Origin of the sequence: Pseudomonas sp. WS 5532, assembly GCF_012985445.1 — a bacterium.
Taxonomy (GTDB): Bacteria; Pseudomonadota; Gammaproteobacteria; order Pseudomonadales; family Pseudomonadaceae; genus Aquipseudomonas; species Aquipseudomonas edaphica.
Map to the genome: position 1 here is coordinate 42,544 of NZ_JAAQWK010000021.1, position 13,884 is coordinate 56,427.

Sequence of the window (13,884 nt, forward strand, 5' to 3'; positions counted from 1 at the left end):
GCCGCTGAATGTCGGAAGGTTCGCCATTTAACGTCGGGTGCGTCTCTAACCGGCGTTAGCGTCTTGCGTGCACCGCGGTGGCTGAGGAAAAGTGCGCCCCACGTCACTACCGACGTATACCAAGGCAGGGAGCAAACATGGCAGTCGATATGTTTTTGAAGCTGGGTGATATCAAGGGTGAATCAAGGGACCAGGCCCATCGCGACGAGATCGACATCACCCAATGGGCGTGGGGCATGTCGCAGTCGGGTTCGATGCACAGCGGTACGGGCGGCGGTGCGGGCAAGGTCAATATCGCCAACCTGAACCTGACAAAACCACTGGATAAGTCCAGCCCCAACCTGATGATGGCCTGCGCCAGCGGCAAGCATTACCCCGAGGCCAGGTTGGTGGTACGCAAGGCCGGCGGTGCGAGCCCGGTGGAGTATCTGGTGATTACCCTGAAGGAAGTCATGGTGGTGTCCTACAGCACGAATGCTGAAAGCAACACCGACGTCGTGCATGACAGCGTCGCTCTCAATTTCGCCAGCGTCGACGTCAGCTACCAGCCGCAGAAGGTCGACGGTACCAAGGACGGCGGGCCAGTGAAGTTTGGCTGGAACATTCGGCAGAACATCAAAGCCTGAGCACCAGCCAGCCTCTTATTGTTCCAACTGCAATGCCTGCTGTTTGAGCCTGCGTTTTTGTTCAAACGGCAACTTCTCATCATCCCCATACGGCGCGCTGTACCAGTTGCCGTAACTCGGGTTCGGCAGCAGGAACCAGCGTTGCCCCAGCCAGCTCACATAGGGTTCCACCGCTTTGCGTTGGGCGGCAAGGGTGTTGTGTTCGGCCTGCACGAAATCACCCAGCGAGTCCCCGGCCATCAGCAATACGCGGGCATGGCTGGCGACCCACTGACGGCGACATGTCTTGCCGTAGCCGGCGCTTTCGCAATGGCCGATGGGCGTGCTGGCGGCCAGGACCTGCGTGTCGCTGGCCACCGGAAACCCGCGCAGGCGCAGGTTGGCGACGGTGGCCGCGACCTGGCTGTGTTCGCGGTTGGTGAGGTAGTAAACCTTGATGCCTTTTTGCTCGGCGGCGTGCAGGAAAGCCACTGCGCCCGGCAATGCCTGGGCCTTGGCCTGGTCGACCCAGGTGTTCCAGCGATCGTAGGAATAGATTTGATTATTGATGATATCGCGCGCGTTCAGCGGCACGTTGTCCAGCAGGGTTTCGTCGATATCAACCACCACCGCTGGAGGCAAGCCGTTCAGGTTGCGGGGTGGAAAGGGCAGGGCATCCCAGGTCGGGTCGGCCAGGGCCACGTCGAGTTGGCGGGTGGCGTTGGCGAACAGCTGGCGGTAGATCAGCTCGTGTTCGATGGAGGTCTGGGTCCAGAGCACGGCGTCGAGTTGGTCGTTGGCCGGCGGGGTCTGCTGGCAGCCGGTCAGGGCGGTGGTCAGCAGGCAGACACTGGCGAAAATCAGGTGGCGCATGGGATGCCTCGGCGGTGGACGCGTGTGGGCAGCACCTTAGCCTAATCAGGCTATACATCAATCCCGAATGTGGGAGCTGGTTTGTTGATGTAAGGGCCAGAGCAACGTCAGCAGCAGAGCCATACTCGGTCAACTGTGGGAGCTGGCTTGCCTGCGATGGCATCAACTCGGTGTATCAGGCACACCGAGTTGATGCCATCGCAGGCAAGCCAGCTCCCACAGAAAAGCAGACGAGCCACCACCCCTCAAGGCCCACACACCAACGCCTGCCGCTCATAGTTCAACGCCTTGTTCTGCGGCGGTAGCGCATAGCTTGCACTGCAGCGCTGCTCGCCCCACTTGATGATCAGCGTGCCCTGATCCTGCTCCACCAGCGCCAGCGCATTCCCGTTCGGATCTGCAATCGCCAGTTGCTTACCCGCCGAGTCTTCCAGCGAAGCCCCGAACGACAACGGCTTGTGCTGCGCATCAAACAACTCGAACAACACCCGTCGCCCGGTGGTGCCGCTGTAACGCGCAACTACAATAGCGCCACGGCGCGGCACCAGTTGCTGGGTGGCGTTGGTGATTTCCACATCGCCGCCCAGGTCGCGGGTGTCCAGGCTGATCCAGTTCACCCGGTAAGGTTGCGCCGTGGGGATCACCGCATAGCCGTTGTAGCCGGTCTCGACGCCGCTGTAGCTGCCGATTTTAGCCCCCGAGATACCCGGCACTTCAGCCAGGGCGAAGGTTTCGCTGACGGTCTGCCCCAGGTTGACGCCACCTGCGTGCGCCACCACGGAGCCGGCGAGGTTGAGGTTCTGCGAGTTGTAGCCCTGACCCTGGCTGTAACCCAGGCTCACATCCGCCATAGAGGTGCGGCTGTTGATATTCACCGAGCCGGAGTCGCCGCTGGTATCGCTATGGCCCGCCTGCACCGAATAGAAGGTGTCACTGGTATCGGCGACGTAACCGTTGATACCCGCTTGCGTGGTGGTGTCGCCGCGCTGATGGCTGGTAGTGACAAAGGCTCGCGGCGCACGAGCCTGGCTGCCCAGTGGGAATGAGACGGACAGGTTCACTTGGGTGTCGCTGCTGGGCTCGCCATAGGTGACGATTTGCTGGGTGCGCGTCACGCCAAGGTTGTAGCTCAGGTCGCCCCAGTTACCGGTGTAACCGGCAGACAAACTGCGCGAACCGCCACGGTTCCAGTAGCGCTGGTCACTGGCATTGACGTACAGGCTGCCGAACTGGCTGTTACGCCCCAGGCTCTGGTTGATGGTCAGGTCGGTACGGGTTTTCGAGTGGCCGGTGCGCACGCGCACGTCTTCACTGTTGTCTTCCACGTGGTCGGTGAGGGTGCGGTAGCCTTCGGTGGAGTAACGGTAGGCGGCCAGGGTGAAGTTGGTGTCGGTGCCGGCAAAGGTCTTCGCGTACAACGCCCGCACGCTGCTGCCCTGATGGGTTTGCCCGCGCGCTTTGCTGGACGAGTGCGTGGTATCCAGGGAGAAGGCGCCGAACGCAGTGTTCCTGCCAGCGCCGATCGACAGCGCGCTGTAGTCCTCGCTGGCTTGCAGGCCGACGATGCCGCTGAGGTTGCTGGTCAAGCCATATGCCAGCGTGCCGCTGAGAAAGCGTGGGCTCCCCAGGCCGTCGGCATTGCTCTTGAACGTGCCCGCCGAGAGGCTGTACTTGACCTGGCCTTCACGCACCATGATCGGCAAACTGGAAAACGCCTGCATCGTCACCCGCCGGCTGCCGTCGGCTTCGATCACGGTGATTTGCAAGTCGCCGTTGGAGCCGCTGGGGTAGATGTCGTTGATCTCGAACGGGCCGGGCGCGACGTTGGCGGTGTAGAGGATGTAGTCGTTCTGGCGGATCTCTACGGTCGCGTTGGTCTGCGCCACGCCACGAATCACCGGCGCGTAGCCGCGCTCGCTGTCGGCGCGCATGCCGTCGTCGGAGGCCAGTTTGAGGCCGCGATAGCGCACACTGTCGAACAGGTCGGTGTCGGAGAAAATCTCACCGGCGCTGAACTGGCCCTTGATCGCGGTCACGTCGTGCTGCACGTAGGTGCGGTTACTGGTGAAGGTGTTCGAGCGGTCGGTGCCGCTGCTCATGTTCGATTCGTTGCGCAGGCGCCAGGCGCCCAGGTTGATGCCGTTGCGCAGCCCGAGGTTATTGGCGATGCGGGTTTTATAGTCGCCGGCGGTGCGGCTGCTGTTGAGCTGGTAGTTGATGAACGCGGCCGGCACGCCGTCGTCCCACAACTCTGGGTCGACATACCCGCGCAAGCCGCGCTGCATGGCCACTTGCGGAATACTTGCCAACAGGCGCAGGCGGCTGCTGTCGTAACGCACGCTGGCGTCTTCGATCATGTCCGCGAGGGCATAACACTCTTGCGGTTGTTGCGGGTCGAGTTTGCCTTCGGCCTGCAACCGGCCCATGTCGACGCCCAATTGCTTGAGCAGGTCGAGGGTCAGGCAGGCTTCGACCCGGCCGTTGTTCGGGTTGCGTTTGAAGTCGATATCACGCCGGCCCACCAGCACTTCGTTGCTGTACAGGTCGACCCGGTAATTGCCCGGCAGCACGCTGTTGGCTGAGAGTAGTTGCTGCAAATCGACTGGCGACTGCGAGCCCTGCAGGAACGTGGTGTTGAAGCTTTGCGCTGCGTCATCGGCCACCGCCCAGGTCGGCAGGCTGGCAGCCATCGCGAGCGACAGCGTCTTCAACTTCAGTACGCCACGTGCGGGCCTGTTGCTGGAAAGAAAAGACATGCGAAGACCTATGACATCCCTGATTGACGGACAGCCGGGCACGCAAACACGCACGCGAAGTGAGCCTGTGGGTTAGAGAAGCTACTTAGGGTTTGAGGCGCGATTCAGTCGCGTGCGCAGGTAGCGCAGCGCCGCTCGACAGGGGCGCGCTGTAGTGGTTTTGCGCGCCATAGTCATTGATGCTGGAAAACGACAGTTGCACCGGGCCGTTGGCGATGGCTGCTGCGATCGGGAACTGTTTTTGCTCGTCAGGCGCAATCATGGTGGAGTCGCTGGCCAGCACCGACTGTACTTTGATGTCGGCCATGGACACGTGATACAGCGTCGGGTTTTTCACCTGCAGCAGGGTCTGGCCGCCGTGTTTGGCAAGTGTCCATTCAAGTTGCGCAGGCGCTTGCAGCGCGCTGCCGGTAAGGCCGGCAGGGCGGTAGAAAATCTTGATGCGCTGGCGGATGGCCAACTGCAAGGTGTTCTCGGCGGCGCTGGCCTTGGGGATTTCCTGCACGTTGAGCCACACCACCGACTCGCGGTCCGTGGGCATGCCTTTGCCTTCGTACAGAATGCGCAGCAATTGTTGTTCCTTGGCGAATACCCGCGCCAATGGCGGGGTGACGGCAAACGGCGCGCGGCTGGCGCTGGCGTCGTTCATGTCGACCCAGGATTGAATCAACACATCCTGGTTGCCGTTGCGCACGGTGATATTGGCTTCCTTGTGGTCGCCATCAAACACGATGCGGGTGGCATTTAATGAAATGCTGGCGGCGGCCTGGGCAGCCATAAGCAAGCCCAGTAGCCCCAAGCATGCGGCGATAGAACGAGGCGGCATGAGGGTTATCCGGTGTAATCAAAAGACAATGGCGAGGCCGCAGGGCCTCGCGCGTTCGGTGCCGGGGGCGCCGAGTTATTCGTATTGCAGGATGAACGGCAGGGTGGCATCACCGCGACCGGCGGTGGACGAACCGGCGGCTGCGGTGGTGACGTAGGCGGCCGCGAAGCTCAGGGTTGCGTCGCCGCCAGTAGTGCCGGCGCCGTGCATGGTGCTTTCGATGCGCGCGGTGCTGGAAGAGCTGAGGTCGATCAGGCTGCCTTTGCTGTCGAGCAGGGCGATACCGACGTTCTGTGCAGTGGCCGAACCCGGGTTCAGGGCCAGGACTTTTTTGCCGGTGACCAGGCCCGAACCGCCGTTGTTGGCGTCAAAGATCATCGCGACTTTGGTGCCCTGGTTGCAGTTGACGTTCAGGTTGAAGTCTTTGGCGGTGACACGGCCTGCGGTTGGGTTTTCGGCGGTGCCCATGTCCTTGATCGACACGTTGCCCATGTCCACCGAAATGGTGCGGTCGGAGTTGGCGCCGTCGACCGAGCAGGCATCGTTGTTGATCACGCCGGTGAAGGTGATTTTACCGCTGCCGCCCAGGGTCGGCGTCGGTGCCGGGTCGACGGCAAATGCACTGCCGGAAGCGGCGATAATGGCCGAGGCGATAACAGCCAGGGAAAACTTCTTCATGATGATGTCCGTTAGTGTTAGTTGGAAAATGCTGTTGTTGAACTGCGAGAGGAGAATAAGCGGCGAGGGCAAGCGAGCGAATAAGACGATTCTTATAAGTCAGGAAACGGACGGTTTAGAGCGGTGAAAGGGCGTGTGAATACTCAGAAAATAAAGGGCGAAGCCATTGTTTTAAATGGCTTGCTAGTTGTCGGTTAGTTGAAAATGTTACGTGCCAGGCAATAAGCGAGCAGGTCCTGGTCACTGCTCACTTCAAGTTTGCGCATGGCCGAGATCTTTTGCGCGCTGATGGTCTTTGAACTGCGGTTCTGGCTGCGCGCAATATCACTGACGCTCATGCCGGAAATAAATAAGCGCAGGATCTCGAACTCTTTGGGCGACAAACTGGTAAAGCGCTCGTCAATAGCCGTAAGGGTCTCGATCACCGAGGTTTTTGGCGGTTCCAGGCTGCGATAGGCGCTCTGCTGGGCGATCGCCTTGAGTGCCAATTGAATCTCGGTGTGCAACTGGCTTTTCTGGATGATGCCGACCACACCCAGCTCTTGCAGGCGGGTGAGGATCAAGTGATTGGAAATCATCGTCAGGATCAGGATCTGCACCTGCGGAAAATGCCGCTTGAGGTACTCCACCAATTTGAGGCCGTCGCCGTAGGGCGAGTCGCCCGGCATGTTGTAGTCGGTGATCACTATGTCGGCGCCCTGGTGCTGCAACAGCGCGATCAGGCCGGCCGAGCACACGGCCTCGCCGACCACCTGGAAGCGTGTGTCGCGCTCTACCAACTCGCGAACACCCAGCAATACGATCGGGTGATCGTCCGCGATTACCACGTTGAATTTTTTCATAAAGGGCCGTCCGTAGTGCCAGTTCAAGTGAGTGAAGAGTGCCCGGGCTGGAGAGTTTCCAGAACGGCCGACAGACGCTGCATCACCGCCTTCACCTTGAGTTCAAGTGCCGTGTCGAGGCTGCCGCGGTTAAGTGCGCTTTCCAGTTCGATGCACGCTTGGGCCAGGTTCAGCGCCTGGACTGCGCCCAGGGCGCCGGCGACCGAATGCAGCAATTGGCCCAGGCCGTGGGCATCACGTTGCGTCAGGGCGGTATCGATACGCTGCAAGTCCTGCTGCACGCTGCTGATGAACAGCGGGCGCATCTTGTCCGACAGCTGCACGCTGTCGTCGCAGGACGCAGTGGCAGGCTCCGGCGCCGGCTTGACCTTGCACAGCTTGATCAACTGCCCGCGCAGGGTTTGCAGGCTTAACGGCTTGACGATCCAGGCGTTCATGCCCACCGCCAGGCAGCGCACGCCTTCCTCGCGCATGGCGTTGGCGGTCACGCCGATAATCGGCAGGTGCGGGTCATGCTCACGCAAGGTCCTGGCCAGTTCATAGCCATTCATCAACGGCATATTCACGTCGGTCAGCACCAGGTCAAATGCCTGGGGTTGCCACTGTTGCAGCGCCTGCTCGCCATTGGCGGCCAGGCTCACCGAACAGCCGAGCGCTTCGAGCTGTTCCTTGATGATCGCCTGGTTGACCGGGTTGTCCTCGGCCACCAGGATGCGCAAGCCCAACTGCCCGATGCTTTGTGGCCGGGCCGCTGCGGGTTGCTCATGCTTGCCGTGCTGCGCCAGGGACACGGTGCTGGCGATGCTGCGCACATCGTGCAGGTCGACCACCCAACCTTGCGCCGTGTGCAGCGGCGGGCTGTGTGCGCCCGGCAGGCACAGCACGCGTTGGCCGCCCCATGGCTTGGCGGGCTCGCTGGGCAGCAGGTCCACCAGCACCGCGTGGCGGCTGTCTTTTTCCTGGGTGGTCGCCGCCAAGGCCGCTGCGATGCCTAGCCGATTGAGCCAGTCACTCATCGACTGCGCCAGTTCGCGCACCGGCGCCTGCACGTACACCGGCGTCGGGCTGGGTTCGATCAGCGGCAGGTTGGTCAGCGTGCCGCAGCACAGCGGCAGGCGCATTTTCAGGGTAAAGCTGCTGCCCAGCCCCGGCTCGCTGACCACCCGGATCTCACCGTCCATCATCTGCGCCAGCCAGCGGCAAATGGGCAGTCCCAGCCCGGCGCCGCCTTCGCTGGCGGTGTCCGGCGCCTGGTAAAACAGGTCGAACAGCTTGGCCTGCTGCGCTTCGGGAATGCCGACGCCGGAGTCGGTGACTTGCCATTCCAGGTCGACATGCTCGGCGTCCAGCGCCATCACCCGGGCACGAATCACCACGCGCCCGATGTCGGTGAACTTGATCGCATTGCTCACCAGGTTATTGAGGATCTGGCGAATGCGCATCGGGTCGCCCATCAGGCAGTCCGGTAACTGCGGGTCAATGCAACTGTAGAGTTGCAGACCCTTGCGCTGGGCGAAAGCGGCGTAGGTATGCAAGGTGTCTTCGAGCATGTCCAGCGGGCAGAAGTCCACGGCTTCTATTGCCATTTGCCCGGACTCGATCTTCGACACATCCAGCACATCGCTGATCAGCTGGAACAGCGTGGCGGACGAACGTTGAATGGTGTGCAGGTAAGTCTTCTGATGCGGATCCAGATCGGTCAGGCCGAGCAATTCCAGGGTGCCAAGCACGCCATACAACGGGGTGCGGATCTCATGGCTCATGGTCGCCAGGAACAACGTCTTGGCCTCGTTGGCGGTATCGGCGGCGTGACGTGCCTCTTCCAGCGCCTGGGCGTCTTCGATGTGCCGGGTGATGTCGTTGAAGGCATACAGGCGCACGTCCTCGGCCTGATAACGGGTCGACACGAAGCCGATTTGCAGGTGCCGGCCTTCGATCTCCAAGTGGCTTTCGCCGTTCTCGACGCCGTCGTGTTGACCGGCCATGGCCGCCACCAGACGTGCGGTGCCCGGCCACTGCTGGGCGCGCTGGTTTTCGATCAGCACCTTGCCGTCGCTGCGCCGCACCACGCACAAGCCGGTGGGCGCGGTGTCGATGATCACGCGGCTGAACGCCACGCTTTCGGCGATGCGTTCGTGGGCCAGGCGCGCCGGACTGATCACCTGGCGCCGGTACCAGCGGCTGCCGGCCCAGCCCAGGGTTATCAGGCTGACCAGCAGCAGCGCCAGGGTGCTCAATGGCCATAAGGCCGAGTGGAAGAAGTGCGAGTAGTTCAGGCCATAGACTGCGCTCCAGGGCCGGTCGCCAGCCTGGGTAATCTTGAATTCAAAGCCATGTGCCGTGAAGTGCACGCCATTGCTGAGCGACGGCTCGGTGGCTGGCCCTACCAAACGGGTGCCGTCGGGCGCAAACAAGGTGAAGCGATCAAACGCGGAGTGATCCAGCGCGCGCTGCACATCGTCGACCTGCGACAGGTCGAGCAGGGTGCCGATCACCGTCTGGCCCTGGCCGTCGAGTGACAGGCCAATGTAGGCCAGCAAGTGCTCGGGCTCCGGCCCTGCTTTCCAGTACACCCAATCCTGCTCCAGTACCTGTGGCGTCTGCGCAAGGCTTTGCTGCACAGCATTGACCAGCGCCACCTGGTTGCCGGTCTCTTCAGTGCTTTCGCGACGCTGATAGCCCACGGAGGGAATGGTGATGGTGTAGTGGGTCTGGCGATTGAACAGAAAAGTTTGCGGTGCCTCGTACGGTGACGAAGACCAGAAGGCGCTGTAGTAGCTGGTCAGGTGTGCGCCCAGGGCAAAAATCGGTGGCCGGGCAGCTACGCCGACCTGCTGCTCATCGAACTTGACGTCGAACGGTACCGAAAACGAGTACTTCTGGCCTTCATATAACGTGCGGCGGTTCTCGACCATTCGGCTCTTGAGGCTGACCTGCACGCTGGTTGCCCGCAGCAATTCGGCCTGGATGCCTGGGTGCGTCAAGCTCTTGAGATAGGTTTGCTGCTCGCTGAGGTTTTCCATTAGCCGGGCAAAATGAAAGCGCGTTGCGCCATAACGGGTTTCGATCCCGCGTTGCAATGACCAGTAGTTGGTGAGGAGCAGCAGCAACGCGATTCCAATCAGCACCATCAGGCCTTTGTTCAAGCGTACGGAGCTGCGGGTAAAGGCTTCGAGTATCGCGTTGTTGTGCTTCATCAGGGGTTTCCGCAGGCGCAGGACAAATCGGCACTGGATGGAGCTTGCGCTTTATAAAGGGCAAATAATCCGGGGCCTCCAGCTAGTGAGATGTCGCGGGGCCATCATTGTTCAGTAGTTGCTGAAATTGGTCCGAAGACACCGCGTGGGAGATCAGGAAACCCTGCACCTGATTGCAGTCGATTTTGCGCAGCAGCGCCAATTGCGCTGGCGTTTCCACACCTTCGGCGACCACTGTCAGGCCGAGCTTGCGGCCCAGCGCGATGATGCTCGCCAGCGCCTGGGCGATGCCTTCGTTGTCATGGCTGCCCTGCACCAATGCCTGGTCGATCTTCAGTTCGGTAAACGGCGTTGAGACGAGGTTGAGGTATGAGCTGTAGCCCTTGCCAAAATCATCCTGGGACAAGCCGAAGCCTTTGATGCGCAAGCGGCAGGCCCCGGCGTAGAAGTTGCTGATGTCCTGTGGCACCGAGCATTCCATCAACTCGAAGCAGATCATTCCGGGAATGCCGTCGTGGTGCAGCACAAACTCCAGCAGGCGGTCCGCCAGGTCATGGCTGTTGAGCAGATGGGTGGGCAGGTTGATCGCCACCGGGATTTCATAGCCGCGTTGGCGCCACTGCTCCTGGGCGTGAATCGCCTGTTTGAGTACCAGCCACAACAGCCGTTCTTCCAGCTCGAAGGCCTTGATCGCCGGCAGGAACGCGGCCGGCAGCATCACGCCTTGCTCGGGGTGCATCCAGCGCACCAGGGCTTCGGCGGCGACGATGCGCCCGTTGGCGAGGGATTTTTTTGGTTGGAACCAGGCCTGCAACTGGCCGCTGCTCATGGCCTGCACCAGCGTATGGCGGTCGATGTCCATGTGCTCGGGCAGTTCGGGGGAGGGCTTGCGCACCGTGTTCCTCAACTGATCGACCAGATTGCGTAAGGCCTCGGCGTTAACGGGCTTGGAGATCAGCCCGATCACTTCCACATCGAGGTTTTTCGCCACCAGGCTGGCTGCCATCAGCATGCGCCGCGAGGCGGCGCTCATGATCGCCAGGGCCGGCTTGCTGCGCAAGTTGGCCAGGCACTGGATAAATTGCACGCCGTCCATGCCGGGCATCAGCAGGTCGGTCAGTACCAGGTCGAAATCGCGCTGGCGTAAACGCTCCAGCGCTTCTTTGCCGTCCTCGGCGGTTTCCAGCCTGAAATCCCCCAACTCACTGAGCAAGTGCTGCAGGTAGATGTGCTGCAGGGGATGGTCCTCAACAATCAAAATACTAAGGGGCTTCATGGGTGATCCGTGCATAAGGCGCCAGGGAGTTGAATAGAGCCCGCAACGCAAAGGGTTTGACCAGGCAATGGTTCATGCCGGCGGCCAGGCACAGGTCGGCCTCGCCGCGCATGGCGTTGGCGGTGGCCCCGATAATCGGCAACGGGCAGCCTTGGCGGCGCAGTTCGCGTGCCAGTTCATAGCCGTTGATGTGGGGCATGTTCACGTCCGTCAACACCACGTCGAAGCTACCGGCGGTGTACAGCTGCAACGCTTCCTGACCATCGGCCGCCAGCTCCACGGTGCAGCCGAGTTCTTCGAGTTGGTCACGCAAAATCAGCTGGTTGATGATGTTGTCCTCGGCTACCAGCAAGTGCAGGTTGAGTTTGTTCAGGTCGCGCTGGCGTGTTTGCTCATCGGCACGGGCCACCCACAGCCCTTGCGCCTGGCTCACGGCCTGATGAATCGCACCCAGGTGGTTGAGGTTGACGTGCCAGGCGCCGGCCTCGGCTTCCACGGCGGTGCAGGCATTACTGCTCACGTGAATCACCGGCCCCGGCCATTCGGGCGCCAGCAATGGGTCGACGCTGCCGGGGTGCACTTGCAGCAGCAGATGCGTGTCCGGCAACGTCGGCAGGCCGGCCTGGGCCCTGGCACCCCAGCGGCGCAGCCAGCCGCTGACGGAGTTGGCCAGTTCCGGGATGGGCGACGCTACATAGATGGTCTCGGCCAACAGCGCGGTCATCGGCGTGGTCGGCGCTTCTTCCAGCGGCAGGATCAGGCTGAAACTGCTGCCCAGGCCCAGCTCGCTGACCATGCGGATGTTGCCGTTCATCAATTCGGTCAGGCGTTGACAGATCGGCAGGCCCAGGCCGGTGCCGGCGACCACATTGGTGTTGCCTTCACTCTGGTAGAACGGCTCGAAAATCATCGCCTGGTCTTCCTGGGCGATGCCTTTGCCGGTGTCCGAGACCTGCCACAACAGGCTGGAGCGTTCACCGTCACGGCCAAGTACCTTTACCCGCAATACCACGCGGCCGTAGTCGGTGAACTTCACCGCATTATTGAGCAGGTTATTCAGAATCTGGCGAATGCGCGTCACGTCGCCGATCAGCCGTTCGGGCAGCTTCGGGTCGAAGCAGGCATACAGCTGCAAGCCTTTGCCTTGAGCGGCTGCGGCATAGCCCTGAATGATTTCATGCACCAGCTCCAGCGGTGAAAACTCGCTCATTTCCAACGCCAGTTGCCCGGCTTCGATCTTCGACACATCGAGCACATCGCAGATCAATTGCAACAAGGTCGACGACGAGCCTTCGATGGCATGCAAGTAGTCCCTTTGCTGCGCATCCAGTTGTGTGCGCGCCAGCAGTTCGAGGGTGCCGAGCACGCCGTACAGCGGCGTGCGGATTTCATGGCTCATGGTCGCCAGGAACAGGGTCTTGGCGGCGTTGGCAGCGTCCGCCGAGTGGCGTGCTTCTTCCAGCGCTGCTTCGACTTGCTTGCGCGCACTGATATCGCTGAACGCGCAAAACAGCACGTCCTCGCCTTTATAGCGGGTGGGGGCACTGCTCAGGTACAGGTGGCGGCCGTCGATGGTTTCAAAGTAATCACTGCGTTCGCATGGGCCTTGGGCGAAGGCTTGCTCGATCCAGCCGGCCCGCAGTGCCTCGCGCTCCGGGCCGTTGCCCAACCATTGCTGGGCCAGGGTGTTTTCCAGCACCACCTGGCCGTCGGTGCGGCGCAGCACGCAAAGGGCCACGGGCGCGATCTGGATCACATCGCGGCCAAAGGCTTCGCTTTCGATCAACGCCTGGATGCGATGGATCGACGGAATAATGAAACGCTGGTCGACGCGGCGCATCACCAGCCAGATCAGCGTGAGGCTGAACAGGCAGAACAACAACGAGCCGAGCAGCTGTTTCCACAGGCCGGTGACCACCGCGCGCAGGTCGATGGAATACATCAACTGCCATTCCGAAGACTTCAAGTGCTTGCGAATCACCAGGTGGTCGGGCAGCAAACCGTTGCCGACAAAGCCAAAAAAGCTTTCCTCGCCGGGCCGCAGGTGTTGCTGTTTGAGCTGGGTGTCGGTGCTGTTGGTAAACACCAGCATGCCCTGGGAATTGAGCATCATGAACTCACCGGCACTCTGGTCGCTGAGGGTTGAAGACACTTCACGACTTTCCATCTCAAGGCCGAGCCAGCCGGACTCAGGGTCGCGCTCGTCGAGGCGGATGAAAATGTAGAGGTGCGAATGGCCTTCGGTGTTGTCGCTCAGCCACAACTCGTTGAGTGTGGCCGGGTCGCTGTGCTGCAGGGCCTTGAGGCGGTTGAGCATGCACTTGGAAATCGGCAGTACCTGCGCGGTAGCGTCGTACAGCCGCGTCACCTGTGGGCTGGGGCCGGCGTTCACATACAGCAGGTTGAGCTGCTTGGCCTTGAGGTAGTCGCGCATGCGTGCGGTCAGCCAGATGCTCCACTGGTTGCCGGGTGTGTTGCCCAGTTCCAGGTGTTGTTCTTCCTCGGAGGAGGGGTAGAGCCTGGACTGTTTGCGCACCGCCGACAGGCTCAGGCTTTGCAGTAGCGCCTCGCGGTTGGTGAAAAAAGTATGGGCTTCGGCGATGGCGCTGCTCATGTAGCCGCGGCGCTGGGAGATGTCGTTGTTGAAGGTCGACAGCAGAAAGGTATAGACCCCGCTCAGGATGCCCACGAGCAGCACGCTCGCAAAAATACGAAGCAGCCTTCTGGCTGCTTCGGGTCGGGAGAGGACGGGGTTGATCTGGAGCAGGTAACTTTTCAATCGCATCGGCGCAGAGTAGTGGCATATCAATGCCAACGGCATAAGACGATCC

At 61.2% G+C, this 13,884-nt stretch carries 9 protein-coding genes; 1 reads left to right on the top strand and 8 read right to left on the bottom strand.

Features of this window, described 5'->3' with window-relative positions:
* The first annotated feature begins 137 nt into the window (after positions 1-137).
* Positions 138-626, top strand: coding sequence for a type VI secretion system tube protein Hcp (locus tag HBO23_RS26940; protein ID WP_170040396.1), 489 nt, complete (start codon positions 138-140; stop codon positions 624-626).
* Between the two features lie 15 nt (positions 627-641).
* On the opposite strand, the gene HBO23_RS26945 is transcribed toward HBO23_RS26940, so the two are convergent.
* From HBO23_RS26945 to HBO23_RS26980, 8 genes are all read right to left on the bottom strand, one after another.
* On the bottom strand, positions 642-1,478 hold the full coding sequence (locus HBO23_RS26945; RefSeq protein ID WP_170040398.1) for an HAD family acid phosphatase: 837 nt from the start codon (positions 1,476-1,478) through the stop codon (positions 642-644).
* Positions 1,479-1,723: 245 nt separating this feature from the next.
* Positions 1,724-4,234, bottom strand: a complete 2,511-nt coding sequence (locus HBO23_RS26950) for a fimbria/pilus outer membrane usher protein (RefSeq protein ID WP_170040400.1) — start codon at positions 4,232-4,234, stop codon at positions 1,724-1,726.
* An 85-nt stretch (positions 4,235-4,319) separates the two neighbouring features.
* Complete coding sequence (locus HBO23_RS26955; protein ID WP_170040402.1) at positions 4,320-5,060, bottom strand: molecular chaperone; 741 nt, start codon at positions 5,058-5,060, stop codon at positions 4,320-4,322.
* A 75-nt stretch (positions 5,061-5,135) separates the two neighbouring features.
* Entirely contained in the window at positions 5,136-5,738 is a 603-nt protein-coding gene (locus HBO23_RS26960; RefSeq protein WP_017139590.1) for a fimbrial protein, read from the bottom strand.
* A gap of 194 nt (positions 5,739-5,932) precedes the next feature.
* Positions 5,933-6,580 carry a response regulator gene (locus tag HBO23_RS26965; RefSeq protein WP_099549954.1) on the bottom strand — a complete coding sequence of 216 codons (648 nt, stop codon included), beginning with the start codon at positions 6,578-6,580 and terminating at the stop codon, positions 5,933-5,935.
* Between the two features lie 23 nt (positions 6,581-6,603).
* Positions 6,604-9,777, bottom strand: coding sequence for a hybrid sensor histidine kinase/response regulator (locus HBO23_RS26970; protein ID WP_017139587.1), 3,174 nt, complete (start codon positions 9,775-9,777; stop codon positions 6,604-6,606).
* Between the two features lie 82 nt (positions 9,778-9,859).
* Positions 9,860-11,053, bottom strand: coding sequence for an EAL domain-containing protein (locus tag HBO23_RS26975; RefSeq protein WP_017139586.1), 1,194 nt, complete (start codon positions 11,051-11,053; stop codon positions 9,860-9,862).
* Positions 11,040-13,838, bottom strand: coding sequence for an ATP-binding protein (locus HBO23_RS26980; RefSeq protein ID WP_170040468.1), 2,799 nt, complete (start codon positions 13,836-13,838; stop codon positions 11,040-11,042). The genes HBO23_RS26975 and HBO23_RS26980 overlap by 14 nt, the downstream gene beginning before the upstream one ends.
* Between the last annotated feature and the right edge of the window lie 46 nt (positions 13,839-13,884).